Source organism: Microbacterium terricola, from assembly GCF_027943945.1.
GTDB lineage: Bacteria > Actinomycetota > Actinomycetes > Actinomycetales > Microbacteriaceae > Microbacterium > Microbacterium terricola.
Window position 1 is genome coordinate 1,339,385 of the sequence record NZ_AP027141.1, and the last position, 15,762, is coordinate 1,355,146.

Below are 15,762 nucleotides of genomic sequence, written 5' to 3' on the forward strand. Positions count from 1 at the left end.
TCTAGTCTCCCACGCCCGCATCGAGCGCCTGGCGCATCGCGGCGAGTATGACGTCCTCACCGCCGAGCGGCGCGTCGACGTCGCCGTGGGCGAAGACCCGCACCTGCAGCAGGGCCTGGTGCAGCAGCATCCCGAGGCCGGACACGGCCCGCCCGCCGCCCGCCGGCCACGCCTGCGCCAGCGGGGTGGGCCACTGGCCGTACACGACGTCGACCAGCAGCCCGCCACCGACCGCGAGGGCCTCGGCCGACGGTGCGGCAAGGCGCACGTCCCCCGGCAGCGTCGCGACGGTCACGGGCAGTGGCGCGTGCGCCGGTGCGTCCAGCGGGACCGGGCGCACCGTGACGCCGAGCCGCTCGCCGATGGCCTCGAGCGGCGCCACGGCGTGCGGGCGCCGCGCGACGACCTCGATGTGCCGGGCGCCGAGCTCGGTGAGGGCGACGAGGGCTGATGCCGCCGTCGCACCCGCGCCCACGATCCGGGCGCCGTCGACGGCCGTGATGCCCTCGTCCTGCAGCGAGCGGACGATGCCTCCCACGTCGGTGTTGAACCCGCGCGGCCCCGATGGGTCCAGCAGCAGCGTGTTGACGGCGCCGGTCAGCTTCGCGCGGCGGTCGCGGACGACGGATGCGGCGAACGCCGCGGCCTTGAGCGGCATCGTGCACGAGAGCCCGCGCCAGGTGGAGTCGAGCTCGGCGAGGAAGCCCGCGAACAGCGACTCGGGCACCTGGCGCCGCTCGTACGTCCAGTCCGCGCCCAGCACGGCGTAGGCGGCGGCGTGCAGCTGGGGCGACCGGCTGTGCGCGATCGGGTCGCCCCACACGGCGAGCCGTGTGGCGTCCGGGCTCAGCACCCCGAATCCGGGTGGTCGGCGCACCAGGACTGCCACTGCGCGACGGCGGCCTCGTGGTCGGCGAGGTTGCTCGTGAAGACCGTCTCGCCGGTGTCGAGGTTCACCGTGACGAAGTAGAGCCAGTCGCCGTCGGCGGGGTGCATCGCGGCGTCGATCGCGAGCTCGCCGGAGTTGGCGATCGGACCCGCCGGGAGGCCGGGGTGGATGTAGGTGTTCCACGGGTTGTCGTCGGCGAGCGCCTCGGCGGAGGAGCTGACGGTGCCGTCGTGCATCTCGCCGTAGCCGTACTGCGCGGTGGAGTCCATCTGCAGCTTGCCGTAGGTCTCCTGGTTATCCGGGGAGAGCCGGTTCTGGATCACCCGGGAGACCTTGTAGAAGTCGTCCTCGAACCGCGCCTCGCGCTGGATGATCGAGGCGATGGTGAGGATCTCCTGCCGGTCGGCCTCGGGCACGTCAGCCTTGTCGAGCGCCTCGATCGTGCGGTCGACCATCTTCTGGATCAGCTCGGGCGCCGTCGTGTCGGGGTTCACCGTGTACATCGCCGGGAACAGCCAGCCCTCCAGGCTGTCCGCCTCGACACCGTAGTCGGCCGGGTGCTTCACGGCCGCCTTCAGATCCTTCAGCGGCATGCCCATGCCTTCGGAGAGCAGCTCGAGCGTGTTGTCGACCGTGCGCCCCTCGGGGATCACCGCGGAGTTCTCCAGCTTGTTCTCCGGGTCGAGGATCGCGGCCAGCGCGGCCTCGGAGGTCATCTTCTTCTGCAGCTGGAACACGCCGGGGACGAACGGCGGGTTCTGGCCGGTGTCGACGAGGTACGAGTAGAACGCCTCGGGCGTCATGGTGACGCCGGCCTCGTAGAGCTTCGGCGAGATCGACTGGCCGGTGTCGCCGTCGACGACCTCGATGACCGCCTCGCCGGTCGCCATGCCGTCCTCGTAGTCGAGCGGCTCCTCCCAGCCCATCAGCTCGCGGATCTGCGGCTCGTACGAGTTCCACACCCAGAGCCCGCCTGCGGCGAGTCCGCCGAGCAGCACGACGACGATGCCGAGGGCGATCCAGCCGCCGGCGCGTCGCTTGCGCCTGCTCGGCGGCGGCGGCACGTGGCCGAGGTCCTGGGTGGTCGTCCTGCCGGTGAAGAGGTCTTCGAGCCCGGCGGCGGACGACGTCGGCGCGGGGGCCGTCACGGGTGCCGGCTCGGTGGGCGGTGCGGTGGTCTGTGCCAGGGGCGGTGTCGTGGGCTCCGCCTGCTGGCCCGCGGCTGCGGCCTCGCGGGCGGCGCGGCGGGAACCGGGCGCCTCGGAGGCGGCGGGCTCGGTCGCGGGAGCGCCCGCGACCGCGGGCGGCGTCACCCGACCGCGCGGATCAGGGAGCTTCTGGAACAGGTCGGCGAACTCATCGTCGTTCGACGTCGGGTCGGGCATGTCAGGCGGGCTCCTGGCTGGGTGGGACGAGAGTGCCGGCCGCGCGGCCGGTGCTCTTCTCGACATCGAGTGCCTGCTGGAGAAGGACGACGGCGGCGACCTGATCCACAATGCTACGAGAGGTTCGCTGGGAGCGACCGGACTGACGGAGCGCGGCGTGCGCGGAGACGGTGCTCAGCCGTTCGTCGACGAGCCGGACCGGCAGACCGGATGCTGTCGCCAGCGCGGCGGCGAAGCCCCGCGCATCCTGGGTCGACGCGGTGTCCTCGCCGCGCATGTTCAGCGGCAGCCCGACTAGCAGCTCGACGGCGCCGTGCTCCGTCGCGAGGTCGATCACGCGCCGCTCGGCGCCCTCGTCGCGGGCCACGGTCTCCACCGGGGTCGCCAGCATCCCGTCCGGGTCGCACTTCGCGACACCGACCCTGGCCTTGCCGACGTCGATGCCGAGCCGGACGCCTCGTCGGAACCCGGTCATGCGGCGCCGAGGGCGTCCTTCACGGCCGCGAGGGCCGCCGGGAGCGCCGCCGCGTCCGCGCCGCCGCCCTGCGCGATGTCGTCGCGACCGCCGCCGCCTCCGCCGAGGATCGCTGCCGCGGCCTTCGCCAGCACGCCGGCCTTGGCGCCGGCGGCACGCGCGGCCTCGTTGACGGTGACGATGACGACGGGGCGTCCGTCGACCGCGGCGCCGAGCGCCGCGACGGCCGGTTCTGCACCGAGCCGGTCGCGCACCTGGAGCGCGAGCGAGCGGACGTCGTCGGTCGATGCGGCGGTGCCGAGCGACTCCGCTACGACCCGGTAGGGCCCGCGCACCGACGACGTGTCGACGAGCGCCGGCAGCCGGTCGCCGAGGGCCTTCGACTCGAACGCCGCGATCTTCTTCTCCGCGGCCTTCAGGCTGGCGGCGAGTTCGGCGATGCGGGTGGGCAGCTGGTCGCGCGGCGTCTTCAGCGAGGAGGTCAGCTGGGAGACGATCGCGCGCTCCGCCGCCAGCTCGCGGAAGGCGTCGAGCCCCACCAGGGCTTCGACCCGGCGGTTCGATGCGCCGACGGACGACTCGCCGACCAGGTTGATGAGTCCGATCTCGGCGCTCGAGGCCACGTGCGTGCCCGCGCAGAGCTCGCGCGACCATGGGCCCCCGATGTCGACCATGCGCACGGTCTCGCCGTACTTCTCGCCGAACAGGGCCATCGCGCCGAGCGACTTCGCCTCATCGAGGCTCATCACGCGGGTGGTCACCTCGAGGTTGTCCCGGACCGCGTTGTTGGCGATCTCCTCGATCTCGGTGCGGGTGTCCGGCGACAGGGCCTCGCCCCAGGCGAAGTCGAAGCGCAGGTAGCCCGCGCGGTTCAGCGAGCCGGCCTGGGTCGCCGTCTTGCCGAGCGTGTCGCGGAGGGCGGCGTGCACGAGGTGGGTGGCCGAGTGCGCCTGCTGTGCGGCACGGCGGTTGGCCGCGTCCACCACTGCGGTGGCGGGCTGGCCGACGCCGACCTCGCCGGTGGTGACCTCGACGGTGTGGCTGATGAGCCCGGCGACGGGCTTCTGCACGTCGAGCACCTCGAGCTCGAACCCGGGGCCGACGATGATGCCCTTGTCGGCGACCTGGCCGCCCGACTCGGCGTACAGCGCCGTCTCCGCGAGGATCACCTCGGCGATCTGGCCCTGCGTGGCGCGGTCGACGGACAGTCCGTCGACGAGCACGCCGAGCACCCGCGACTCGGTCTCGAGGTCGCTGTAGCCGGTGAAGACGGTCTCGCCCTGCGCGCGGAAGTCGCGGTACACGCTGGTGTCGGCGAGCTGGCGCTTGCGCGAGCGCGCGTCCGCCTTGGCGCGGTCGCGCTGCTCCTTCATGAGCGCGTCGAACGCGTCGCGGTCGACGGAGAGACCCGCCTCCTCGGCGATCTCGAGGGTGAGGTCGATCGGGAAGCCGTAGGTGTCGTGCAGGAGGAACGCCTGCGATCCGCTGAGCTGCGTGCCGCCGCGGCTGGTGGTCTGCGCGACGGACTCGTCGAGGATCTCGCTGCCCGCCGCGAGGGTGCGCAGGAACGTGGCCTCCTCGGCGAGGGCGTAGCGGGAGAGTCGCTCGTAGTCGCTCGCGACGACCGGGTACGCGTCCTTCATGGCATCGCGGGAGGCGGCGAACAGGTCGGCGAACGTCGGCCCGTCGACACCCAGCAGTCGCATCGCGCGGATCGCGCGCCGCATGAGCCGGCGCAGGATGTAGCCGCGGCCCTCGTTGGACGGCGTCACGCCGTCCGACAGCAGCATCAGCGACGAGCGGATGTGGTCGGCGATGACGCGGAACCGGACGTCGTCCTCGTGGTCGGCGCCGTAGGTCTTCCCGGCGAGCTCGACGGCCTTGTCGAGGACGGGGCGCACCTGGTCGGTCTCGTACATGTTGTCGACGCCCTGCTTGATGAACGCGATGCGCTCCAGGCCCATACCGGTGTCGATGTTCTTCGCGGGCAGCTCGCCGACGATCGTGAAGTCGTACTTCGAGCGCACATCCGTGATCTCGTACTGCATGAACACGAGATTCCAGATCTCGACGTAGCGGTCGTCGTCGGTCGCGGGACCGCCGTCGATGCCGTACGCGGGTCCGCGGTCGAAGAAGATCTCCGAGCAGGGGCCGGCGGGGCCGGGAAGGCCCGTGCTCCAGTAGTTGGTGTCCTTGCCGAGCCGCTGGATGCGCTCGTCGGGCAGGCCGGCGATGCGGAGCCACAGCTCCCGCGCCTCGTCGTCCTCCTCGTACACGGTGACCCAGAGGTCCTTCGGGTCGAAGCCGAGTCCTCCGTCCGCTTCGGAGGAGGTCAGCAGCTCCCACGCGAAGGTGATGGCGCCTTCCTTGAAGTAGTCGCCGAACGACCAGTTGCCGAGCATCTGGAAGAACGTGCCGTGGCGCGGGGTCTTGCCGACCTCTTCGATGTCGTTCGTGCGGATGCACTTCTGGTTGTCGGCCGCACGCGCGTACGGCGCGGGGACGTCGCCGCTCAGGTACGGGATGAAGGGCACCATGCCGGCGACCGTGAACAGCAGCGCGGGGTCGTCGGTGACGAGCGAGGCGCTCGGGACGATCGTGTGGCCGTTCTTCTCGAAGTAGTCCAGGTAGCGCTGAGCGATCTCGGCGGTCTTCATGCGGGGGATCCTCGGTGGGCGTGCGTCTGCCCCGGGTGGGGCGGAAGTCGGGGTGGTCAGTCGTCGAGCTTGGCGGCGGCGCTCTGCACGGCGTTCGCGGCGGCGGCTGCGGCGTCCTGGGCGGCATCGGCGGCGGCCGCGGTCGCCTCCTGCACCTTGTCCGCGGCGGCCGAGGCGACGTCCTGTGCCTTGTCGACGGCGGCGGATGCGGCATCCTTCGCGTCGGAGACGAGGCCCGAGAACCGGGCCTCCTGCTCGCGGTAGGCGTCGCCGATGCGATCGGTGAACTCGGTGATGCGCGCATCGACCTCGGCGAGCAGCTCGTGGCCGCGGGGGTCCTTGTTCAGGAAGTGGGCGGCGATGAATCCGCCGGCGATGCCGAGCACGAACCACACGAACTTCTTCATGTCACCACTCCTCCGCCGCGGGCGCGGCCTCCCCCATCGTAGAACGACGAAGGGCGCCGGGTCTCCCCGACGCCCTTCGGCTCCGCTCGAACGAGCGAGAGGTGCTCTTAGCGAGCGGCGTAGTACTCGACGACGAGCTGGACGTCGCAGGTCACGGGGACCTCGGCGCGCTTGGGGCGACGCACGAGGCGCGCCTGCAGCTTGTCGAGCTCGACCTCGAGGTAGCCGGGAACGGGAGGCAGGACCTCGGCGTGACCGCCGGCGGCTGCGACCTGGAAGGGCTCGGTGCCCTCGCTCTTGGCCTTGACGTGGATGAGCTGACCCGGCTTCACGCGGAAGGACGGGCGGTCGACGGTCTGGCCGTCGACGAGGATGTGACGGTGCACGACCAGCTGGCGGGCCTGCGCGGTGGTGCGGGCGAGGCCGGCACGCAGCACGAGGGCGTCCAGACGCATCTCGAGCAGCTCGACCAGGTTCTCACCGGTCAGGCCGTCCTTGCGGCGGGCCTCGTTGAACGTGTTGCGCATCTGCTTCTCGCGGATGCCGTACTGCTCACGCAGACGCTGCTTCTCGCGGAGACGGACGGCGTAGTCGCTGTCCTGCTTGCGCTTGGTGCGGCCGTGCTCGCCGGGAGCGTAGGGACGCTTCTCGAGGTAGCGGGCGGCCTTGGGGGTCAGTGGAATGCCGAGGGCGCGCGAGAGGCGCACCTTGCGGCGGTCCTGGGACTTCGTTGCCACGAAGGATCCTTCCGATGACGCGGTCGTGTCTTTCACGACTCGCGGACGTATCGCCTCTCCTCGCCCTGTCCGGACTGCACGCCGGGGCATGCCGGAAGGTCGGTCAAGAAGAGAGGGGATGCCCGAAAACTCCGTTTCGAGCCGATTAAGTCTACCAGAGCCGGCGCAGGGGGCTATTCGCCGTCGAGGATGCGGCGGATCTTCTCCAGCCTCGCCTGCACGTCGCGCTCGGAGCCGTGGTTCGTGGGCTCGTAGTAGCGCCGGCCGCGCAGTTCGTCGGGCAGATGCTGCTGCGCGACGACGCCGATCTCGGAGTCGTGGGGGTACCGGTAGCCCTTGCCGTGGCCCAGCCGCTTGGCGCCCGGATAGTGCGCATCGCGCAGCGGCGGCGGCACGCGCCCGAAGCCGCCGGAGCGCACATCGGCGATGGCCTTGTCTATCGCGAGGTAGGCGGCGTTCGACTTGGCCGTGGTCGCGAGATAGGCGGTGGCCTCGGCGAGCGGGATGCGACCCTCCGGCATGCCGATGAACTGGACGGCATCGGCGGCGGCGACGGCGAGCGGGAGCGCCTGCGGGTCGGCGAGGCCGATGTCCTCCGCGGCCGAGATGATGAGGCGGCGGGCGATGAAGCGCGGGTCCTCCCCCGCCTCGATCATGCGGGCGAGGTAGTGCATGGCCGCGTCGACGTCAGAGCCCCTGATCGACTTGATGAACGCGCTGATGACGTCGTAGTGCTCGTCGCCCTGCCGGTCGTAGCGCAGCAGCGCGCGGTCGACCGCCTGCGCGACGTGGTCGGCGGTCACCTCGGGAACGGCCTCAGCGCCGTCGGTCGCCGTATCTGCCGGGGGCTCGTCGTCGTCCGGCGCGGGGCCGGCGACGGATGCTGCGGCCTCCAGAGCGGTGAGCGCACGGCGTGCGTCGCCCGAGGACAGCCGCACGAGGGCGTCGCGCGCCTCGGGCAGCAGAGTCACGGCACCGGCGAGGCCGCGCGGGTCGTCGACGGCGCGGTCGATCAGCATCCCGAGGTCGTCGTCGGTCAGCGGGCGAAGGGTGAGCAGCAGCGATCGCGACAGCAGAGGCGAGATGACCGAGAACGACGGGTTCTCGGTGGTCGCGGCGATCAGGACGACCCAGCCGTTCTCGACACCGGGGAGCAGGGCGTCCTGCTGGGCCTTGGTGAAGCGGTGGATCTCATCGAGGAAGAGGATCGTCGACTGCCCGTACAGGTCGCGCTGGGTCAGTGCGTCCTGCATGACCTCGCGCACGTCGCGGACGCCGGCGGTGACGGCGGAGAGCTCGACGAAGCGCCGACCCGACGAGCGTGCGATCGCCTGGGCGAGCGTCGTCTTGCCCGTGCCCGGCGGCCCCCAGAGGATGACCGACGTGGCGGTCGTGGTCGTGTCGGGGCTGGCCAGCGCGACGAGTGCAGAACCGCGTCGGAGGAGGTGGGACTGCCCCGCGACTTCATCGAGCGAGACCGGCCGCATCCGCACCGCGAGGGGCGTCTGCCCCTGGAAGAGCGCGGTCGGAGAACTCACCCGTCCAGGCTAGCCGCCGCGGGCGACGTCGGGGTTTGGAGCGCCTCGACGCGGATGCGTAGGATCGACCAGCCGGGGTCTCCCGGAGACGAGGGAGGACCCGTGGCCGCAGTGGGCAAGGATCGCGCCGCGCGTGAAGCGCGGGAACGTGCACGCGTGTACCAGGCGCGTCAGCAGCTGCACGAGGGGCAGCAGCGGCGCCGCACGCGCGACAACGTGATCGCGGGCGTCGCGGGCAGTGTGCTGATCCTCGCCGTGCTCGGTGCGCAGACGCTCTACTTCACCGCGGGGCCGGGCACACCGACGCCGACGCCGTCGGCGACCGCGCCGGTCGCGACGCCCACTCCCACGTCGACGGAGACCGCCACGCCGGCGCCCACCGGCTCCGCCACCCCCTCGCCCACCGTCACGCCGTAGCGGATCGGCCTGAGCGGGCGGACTGCTCCGTACTAGGCTGGGGCCGTCCATCCCCCGCAGACGGCGTGAGCCGTGATGAGGTGCATTTTCGTGACTGCCGCAGCAGACCCCACTCCCGACCTTCCCGCCGAGGAGGCCCCCGCCGAGGAGGCCCCCGCCGAGGAGGCCCCCGCCGAGGAGGCTCCCGTGACGGCGGAGAACCCCGCCGAGGAGGCTCCCGCCGAGGAAGCTCCCGTCGAGGAGGCTCCCGCCGAGGAGGCCCCCGCCGAGGAGGCCCCCGCCGAGGAGGCTCCCGTGGTCCCGAAGGCGCCGGTTCCGTCGCCGTCGCCGATGCCCCGGCCGCGTCCCTCCGGATCGGGGGTGGCTCCGAAGCCGCGCCCCGCCGAGGAGCCGTGGGGTCGTGTCACCGATGACGGCACCGTCTCGGTGCGTGAGGGCGACCAGTGGCGCGAGGTGGGCCAGTTCCCCGACGGCTCCCCCGCCGAGGCGCTCGCCTACTTCGAGCGCAAGTACGCCGATCTGGCCGCAGAGGTCAGCCTGCTCGAGGTCCGCCACCGTCGTGGCGGCGCGTCCGCGTCCGACCTCCGCTCGACCGCATCCGGTCTGCGCGAGAAAGTGGTCGGCGCCTCCGCGGTCGGTGACCTGGCCGGGCTCGACGCACGACTCGCAGCGCTCACCGATTCGCTGGCAGCCGCATCCGAGACCGAAGCGGCCGCCGCTCGCGAAGCGGTCGACGAGGCCATCCGCTTCCGCACCGACCTCGTCGAGAAGGCCGAGGCCCTCGCCGCGCGCGATCCGCGCGGCGTGCAGTGGAAGCAGGCCTCTGCCGACCTCACCTCGCTGTTCGACCAGTGGCAGAACCACCAGCAGAACGGCCCGCGCCTGCCGAAGTCGATCGCGCAGCAGCTCTGGAAGCGATTCCGCGACGCGCGCGCCATCGTAGACAAGCACCGCCGTGAGTTCTACGCCGAGCTCGACGAGACCCACAAGGCAGCCCGCGACCGCAAGGCGCGGCTGGTGGAGCGCGCCGAGGCCCTCGCCCCCCGCGGCGAGGACGCGATCGGCGCCTACCGTGACCTGCTCGAGGACTGGAAGTCCGCCGGACGCGCAGGCAAGAAGGCCGACGATGCACTGTGGGCGCGCTTCAAGGCCGCGGGCGATGCGCTCTACAGCGCGCGCGGCGAGCGGGAGGCGGCCGACGCCGCGGCCTCGGTCGAGAAGATCGAGGCCAAGTCGGCGCTGCTCGACGAGGCACGCGTGATCGGCGACGAGTCCGACACCGCCAAGGCGCGCTCGCTCCTCACCGCCGTCCAGCGGCGCTGGGACGACATCGGACGCATCTTCCCGCGCGACAAGGAGCGCGCGCTGGATGACGAGCTGCGCAAGATCGAGCTCGCCGTGCGCCAGCGCGAGGACACCGACTGGAAGCGCAACAACCCCGAGACCAAGGCGCGCGCCAACGACATGACGCGACAGCTCACCGACGCGATCGCCAAGCTCGAGACCGAGCTGGCCACCGCGGAGGCCTCAGGCGACAAGGCCGCGATCGCGGCGGCCCGCGAGGCGCTCAGCGCGCGTCAGGCGTGGCTCAAGGCGCTCGGCGGCTGACCTCTCCCCCGACGGGCGGGCTGTCCGGTTCTCCACAGAGAGCGGACGGCCCCGCCGTCGGCGCGGCCGCTCCGGCACACTCGCGGTATGGGGTCGCCGTTCCTGTACTTCGCGGGTGACCGGCTTTCGACGGCCGAGCTGACGGCGGCCTGCCTCGACGGCCACCTCGTCGATCTCGGCGAGGGATACATCCCGGCGGACGCGGTCGAGACAGCCGCCCTGCGGGCGGGGTCGCTGTCGGAGCTGCTCGGCGCCGACCTGGCGGCCACGCACCTGAGCGCGGCCTGGATCCACGGCGTGCTCCCTGACCCGCCGGGGCGGCACACCGTGCAGCGTGCGGCGAGCCGGCGACTGCACCACGTCCTCGGTCGGCGCATCGTGTACCGCGACCTCCAGGTGGATCCCGCCGATCTGGTCAGGATCGGCGGCGTGTGGGTCACCGCTCCCCCGCGGACGCTCGCCGACCTCGCGCGCATCGCCGATCCACGGTACCAGGCCGCAGCCGCCGCGATGGCCGACGCGATGCCGCGCGTGCGCAGCGGGGCCGTCGCGTGGCTGTCGGAGCACGGACCGCTGCCCGGAAAGGCGAAGGCGCTGCGGATGCTGCGTCAGGACGAGGTGACGCGGTACACGTCGTAGACCGCGTCGATGCGGCGCACCGCGTTCAGCACCCGGTCGAGGTGCACGATGTCGCCCATCTCGAAGACGAACTTGCTCAGGGCCAGCCGGTCGTTGGTGGTCGAGACGGTGGCGGACAGGATGTTCACATGGTGCTCGCTGAGCACCCGGGTGACGTCGCTGAGGAGCCCGGACCGGTCGAGCGCCTCGACCTGGATCTGCACCAGGAACACGCTCTTGGTCGTGGGCGCCCACTCCACGTCGATGAGGCGTTCGGCGTCGGTCATCAGGGACTTCACGTTCGTGCAGTCCGTCCTGTGCACGGAGACACCGCTGCCGCGGGTGACGAAGCCGACGATCTCGTCGCCCGGCACCGGCGTGCAGCACTTCGCGAGCTTCACCAGGATGTCGGGAGCGCCGCGCACGAGCACACCGGAATCGGAGTTGCGGGACTGGCGGGAGCGTCCGATCGCGGGCAGCTCGAGGGCGCCGGTGGAGGTGTCCTCGTCGGCGCTGACCAGCGCGGTGACCTTCTCGATGACGGACTGCGTCGACACGTGCCCTTCGCCGACCGCCGCGTACAGCGCGGAGACGTCCTCGTAGCGCAGCTGGTGCGCGACCTCGGTGAACGAGTCCTGGCTCATCAGCTTCTGCAGCGGCAGGTTCTGCCGTCGCATCGCGCGGGCGATCGCCTCCTTGCCCTGCTCGATCGCCTCTTCGCGGCGCTCCTTCGTGAACCATCCGCGGATCTTGTTGCGTGCGCGGGTGCTGCGGACGAAGCCGAGCCAGTCCTGGCTGGGACCCGCATCCGGGTTCTTCGAGGTGAACACCTCGACCACGTCTCCGCTGCCGAGCTCGGTCTCCAGCGGCACGAGCCGGCCGTTGACCTTCGCGCCCATCGTGCGGTGGCCGATCTCGGTGTGCACGGCGTAGGCGAAGTCGACGGGAGTCGCGCCGGCGGGCAGCCCGATGACCCGACCCTTCGGCGTGAAGACGTAGACCTCCTTGGCGCCGATCTCGAACCGCAGCGAGTCGAGGAACTCGCCGGGATCGGCCGTCTCGGCCTGCCAGTCGGAGATGTGCGCGAGCCACGCCATGTCGTTGTCGAGAGACTTGCCGCCCGGCTTGCCGCCGTTGACCTGCTCCTTGTACTTCCAGTGCGCCGCGACGCCGTACTCGGCCTGCTGGTGCATCTCGTTCGTGCGGATCTGGATCTCGACCGTGCGCCCGCCCGGGCCGATCACCGTGGTGTGCAGCGACTGGTAGAGGTTGAACTTCGGGGTCGCGATGTAGTCCTTGAACCGGCCGGGCAGCGGCGTCCACCTGGCGTGGATGGCGCCGAGGACCGCGTAGCAGTCGCGCACGCTCGTCACGAGCACCCTGATCCCGATCAGGTCGTAGATGTCGTCGAACTCGCGGCCGCGCACCACCATCTTCTGGTAGACGGAGTACAGCTGCTTGGGGCGGCCCATCACGCGGCCGCGGATGCGGAGCTCGCGCAGGTCGGTGTCGACCGCCTCGATCACGTTGTGCACGTACTGCTCGCGCTGCGGGGTGCGCTGCTTGACCAGCCCCTCGATCTCGGCGTACAGCTTGGGGTGCAGCACTGCGAACGAGAGGTCCTCGAGCTCGGACTTGACGGTCTGGATACCCAGCCGGTGCGCGAGCGGCGCGTAGATCTCGAGGGTCTCGGTGGCCTTCTTCGCCGCCTTCTCGGGCGGGACGAAGCCCCACGTGCGCGCGTTGTGCAGTCGGTCGGCGAGCTTGATGAGCAGCACCCGGATGTCGCGCGACATCGCCACGATCATCTTGCGGACCGTCTCGGCTTGGGCGCTCTCGCCGTACTTGACCTTGTCGAGCTTGGTGACCCCGTCGACGAGCAGGGCGACCTCGTCGCCGAACTCGGCGGTCAGCTCATCGAGGCCGTACCCGGTGTCTTCCACCGTGTCGTGGAGCAGGGCGGCCGCGATGGCCTTCGGACCGAGGCCCAGGTCGGCGAGGATCTGCGCGACAGCGAGCGGATGGGTGATGTAGGGCTCACCGCTCTGCCGCGCCTGACCGGAGTGCGCCTGGGCAGCCACCGTGTAGGCGCGCTCGATGATCGAGAGGTCGCCCTTGGGGTGGTGGGTGCGCACGGTGCGCAGCAGCTGCTCGACGTCGTCGCGGCGCGCAGACCGGGAGAAGATGCGCGGCACCAGCCGCCGCAGTGAGGAGGACTGGGCGGGCGGGACGGTCTCGGCCATCCGATCCCTCCCCTCCGCTGTTCCGGTCAATCCTACGCCCGGGCCGCCGGCGCCCCGGCCGCTCAGGCCGGGGCGATCGCGCGCTCGCGAGCCGCGAGAATGCGGGCGTCGCGCTCGGCGAGGCCCGGCTCGTTCTCACGGAACAGCGAGTACAGCGGGGCGGCGACGAACAGCGTCGAGTAGGCCGCGACGATGATGCCGACGAAGATCGACAGCGAGATGTCGCTGAGGGTCTGCGCGCCGAGCGCGAAGGCGCCGATGAACAGGATCGCGCCCACCGGGAGGATGGCGACGACGGTCGTGTTGATCGAGCGGATCAGCGTCTGGTTCACGGCCAGGTTCACCGATTCGCCGAACGTGCGCCCGGACACCTCGCCGTCCTCCTGTGTGTTCTCACGGATCTTGTCGAAGACGACCGTCGTGTCGTACAGCGAGTAGGCCAGGATCGTCAGGAATCCGATCACGGCGGCAGGGGAGATCTCGAAGCCGCACAGGGCGTAGATGCCGATCGTGATGATGAGCACGTCGACGACGCCGATGATGGCGGCCGCGGACATCTTCCAGGTGCGGAAGTACAGCGCGAGGATGAGGAATGTCAGCGCGAGGAAGATCGCGAGACCCCACAGCGACTGCCGCGTGACGTCAGCGCCCCAGCTCGGGCCGATGAAGGAGGACGTGACCTCGCTCTCGTCGACGCCGTAGATGTCGGCGAGCGCGGCGGTGACGGCCTGGGTGTCGTCGGGCGACATCTGGTCGGTCTGCACGCGGACGGCGCTGTCGCCGACGGTGGTCACCTTCGTGTGGGCGTCGGGGACGACCGACTGCACGGCCTCGGTCGCCAGCGCCTGATCGGGGTTGGAGAGGCTCGAGACGGTGAACTGCGACCCACCGGTGAACTCGATCGAGAACTGGATCGGCCGCACCAGCGGCACGAGGACCGAGCCGATGACGAGGAGTGCCGCGATGAGGAACCACAGGCGCCGGCGTCCCACGAAGGGGAACGAGGTCTTTCCGGTGTACAGGTCGTTGCCGAGCTGGCTCATGGAGCGCATCAGTCTTCTCCCTCCTGGGTCTTCGAGCCGGGTTTCGGAGCATCGGTGGCCGCGAGGGCGGCCTGCTTGCGCTCGGCGATCGTCTGCCTGCGCTCCGCCTCCCCGCGCGACTTCGCGTTGCGGCGCTCAGCCGCGGTCTTCGGCGCGGCCGCCGAGGGCGCCCGGAACTGCGCGCGCCCGCGGTACACCGCGCCGAGCGCGGTCGGGTCGAGCCCGGAGAGCGGGTGACCGGATCCGAAGAACCTGGTGCGCGCCAGCAGCTGCATCACCGGGTGCGTGAACAGGATGAAGATCAGGATGTCGAGCGCGGTGGTGAGGCCGAGCGTGAACGCGAAGCCCTTCACCGTCGCGTCGGCGAGGATGTACAGCACCACGGCGGCGAGGATGTTGATCGACTTCGAGATGTAGATCGTGCGCTTCGCGCGACCCCACCCGTCCTCGACGGCGCCGGTGATCGACTTCCCGTCGCGCAGCTCATCTCGGATGCGTTCGAAGTAGACGATGAACGAGTCGGCGGTGAAGCCGATGGTCACGATCAGACCGGCGACACCGGCCAGCGACAGGCGGAATCCGAGGCGCCAGCCGAGGATGCAGAGCATCACGTACGTCAGGATGCCCATCACCGCGAGCGACGCGATGATGACGAAGCCGAGGGCCCGGTAGCTGATCAGCGAGTAGATCGCGACCAGCACGAGGCCGATGAGGCCGGCGATGAGGCCGATCTGCAGCTGCTGCGAGCCGAGCGTCGCCGAGATCGTGTCGGAGCTGACGACCTCGAAGCTCAGCGGCAGGGCGCCGTACTTGAGCTGGTCGCCGAGCGCCTGCGCCGTCTCCTGCGTGAAGCTGCCCGAGATGCTCGGGTTGCCGCCGAGGATGATGGCGTTCATGGACGGCGCAGAGAGCACCGATCCGTCGAGCACGAAGGCGAACTGGTTCAGCGGAGCCTCGGCGCCGTAGAGCCGCTCGCTGATCTTGCCGAAGGTCTTCGTGCCCGCGTCGTCGAACTTGATGTTGACGACCCACTGGCCGCTGGTCTGCTCGAGGCCGGCGCTCGCGTCGGTGATCGAGGTGCCGTCGAGCTCCACCGGTCCGAGGATGTACTTCACCGTGTTGTCCGCGTCGCACGTGATCAGCGGCTCGTCCTCCGGCGCCGATGCCGGATCGTTCGCCGGGTCGGTGCAGTCGTACGCGAGGTACTCGGCGTACAGCGCGTCGGTGATCCACGCGGGGTCGCTGCCGTTCGTCGGCGAGGCCGTCGGCGTGGAGTTCAGCGTCGGGTCCGGCGTCGGGTACGGAGTCTCCTCGCCGTCCTCACCCACGAAAGTGGTGGCGGGAGCGCCGGCGTAGAGCACGGCGCGCAGCTGCAGCTGTGCCGCCGCCTCGATCCGCTGGCGGGTCTCCTCGTCGGCCTGACCGGGGATCTGGACGACGATGTTCTTGCCGCCCTCGGTGGTGACATCCGCCTCGCCGACGCCGGAGGCGTCGACGCGCTGACGGATGATCGTCACGGCCTGGTCCAGCTGCTCCGACGTGGGAGCGGTGCCGTCCGCGGTCTGCGCTTCGAGGATGATCTGCGTGCCGCCCTGGAGATCCAGGGCGAGTTCCGGCGTCCACGAGCTGCCCTTGAAGACATAGACGCCGAGGGCGTTGATGCCGAACAGGACAGCGGTGATCACCAGCAGAGCGGTCAGCGCGCGCCAGGCGTGCCGGACGGGGGTGGATGTCGCCACGAGGGG

Annotated in this window: 13 protein-coding genes; 3 read left to right on the forward strand and 10 right to left on the reverse strand. The window is 70.8% G+C overall.

The genetic code is table 11. The features are described 5' to 3' along the window. Position 1 precedes the first annotated feature (1 nt). The 7 genes from Microterr_RS06290 to Microterr_RS06320 all read right to left on the reverse strand — a co-directional run bounded on the left by Microterr_RS06290 (position 2) and on the right by Microterr_RS06320 (position 8,037). Positions 2-877, reverse strand: a complete 876-nt coding sequence (locus tag Microterr_RS06290) for a shikimate dehydrogenase family protein (RefSeq protein WP_318528807.1) — start codon at positions 875-877, stop codon at positions 2-4. Then, positions 847-2,274 carry an endolytic transglycosylase MltG gene (gene mltG, locus Microterr_RS06295; RefSeq protein ID WP_263795519.1) on the reverse strand — a complete coding sequence of 476 codons (1,428 nt, stop codon included), beginning with the start codon at positions 2,272-2,274 and terminating at the stop codon, positions 847-849. Before mltG ends, Microterr_RS06290 begins: the two co-directional genes overlap by 31 nt. 1 nt (position 2,275) lies before the next feature. Next, positions 2,276-2,749, reverse strand: a complete 474-nt coding sequence (ruvX, locus tag Microterr_RS06300) for a Holliday junction resolvase RuvX (protein WP_263795517.1) — start codon at positions 2,747-2,749, stop codon at positions 2,276-2,278. After that, positions 2,746-5,406 carry an alanine--tRNA ligase gene (alaS, locus tag Microterr_RS06305; protein ID WP_263795515.1) on the reverse strand — a complete coding sequence of 887 codons (2,661 nt, stop codon included), beginning with the start codon at positions 5,404-5,406 and terminating at the stop codon, positions 2,746-2,748. Before alaS ends, ruvX begins: the two co-directional genes overlap by 4 nt. 56 nt (positions 5,407-5,462) lie before the next feature. After that, positions 5,463-5,813, reverse strand: coding sequence for an ATPase (locus Microterr_RS06310; protein ID WP_263795514.1), 351 nt, complete (start codon positions 5,811-5,813; stop codon positions 5,463-5,465). Positions 5,814-5,920: 107 nt separating this feature from the next. Continuing rightward, positions 5,921-6,550 carry a 30S ribosomal protein S4 gene (rpsD, locus tag Microterr_RS06315; protein WP_263795513.1) on the reverse strand — a complete coding sequence of 210 codons (630 nt, stop codon included), beginning with the start codon at positions 6,548-6,550 and terminating at the stop codon, positions 5,921-5,923. 173 nt (positions 6,551-6,723) lie between these two features. Then, the gene (locus tag Microterr_RS06320) at positions 6,724-8,037 is read right to left on the reverse strand and encodes a replication-associated recombination protein A (RefSeq protein ID WP_404810200.1); all 1,314 of its coding nucleotides are present in this window, start codon (positions 8,035-8,037) and stop codon (positions 6,724-6,726) included. 153 nt (positions 8,038-8,190) lie between these two features. On the opposite strand from Microterr_RS06320, the gene Microterr_RS06325 reads away from it, so the two are divergent. The 3 genes from Microterr_RS06325 (at position 8,191) to Microterr_RS06335 (ending at position 10,752) form a co-directional block, all read left to right on the forward strand. Next, entirely contained in the window at positions 8,191-8,505 is a 315-nt protein-coding gene (locus Microterr_RS06325) for a dioxygenase (RefSeq protein ID WP_263795511.1), read from the forward strand. Between the two features lie 330 nt (positions 8,506-8,835). Further along, positions 8,836-10,113 (forward strand): DUF349 domain-containing protein, encoded by a 1,278-nt coding sequence (locus Microterr_RS06330; RefSeq protein WP_263798815.1) that lies wholly within the window; start codon positions 8,836-8,838, stop codon positions 10,111-10,113. Positions 10,114-10,200: 87 nt separating this feature from the next. Then, entirely contained in the window at positions 10,201-10,752 is a 552-nt protein-coding gene (locus Microterr_RS06335; protein ID WP_263795510.1) for a type IV toxin-antitoxin system AbiEi family antitoxin, read from the forward strand. Here the strand turns inward: Microterr_RS06335 and Microterr_RS06340 are convergent. From Microterr_RS06340 to secD, 3 genes are all read right to left on the reverse strand, one after another. Next, a complete protein-coding gene (locus Microterr_RS06340; RefSeq protein WP_263795509.1) occupies positions 10,722-12,974 on the reverse strand; it encodes a RelA/SpoT family protein in 2,253 nt (750 codons plus the stop codon). The two genes, Microterr_RS06335 and Microterr_RS06340, sit on opposite strands and share 31 nt — an antisense overlap. 62 nt (positions 12,975-13,036) lie before the next feature. After that, a complete protein-coding gene (gene secF, locus Microterr_RS06345) occupies positions 13,037-14,026 on the reverse strand; it encodes a protein translocase subunit SecF (protein WP_263795508.1) in 990 nt (329 codons plus the stop codon). Next, the gene (secD, locus tag Microterr_RS06350) at positions 14,026-15,756 is read right to left on the reverse strand and encodes a protein translocase subunit SecD (RefSeq protein ID WP_263795507.1); all 1,731 of its coding nucleotides are present in this window, start codon (positions 15,754-15,756) and stop codon (positions 14,026-14,028) included. Before secD ends, secF begins: the two co-directional genes overlap by 1 nt. Positions 15,757-15,762: the final 6 nt, after the last annotated feature.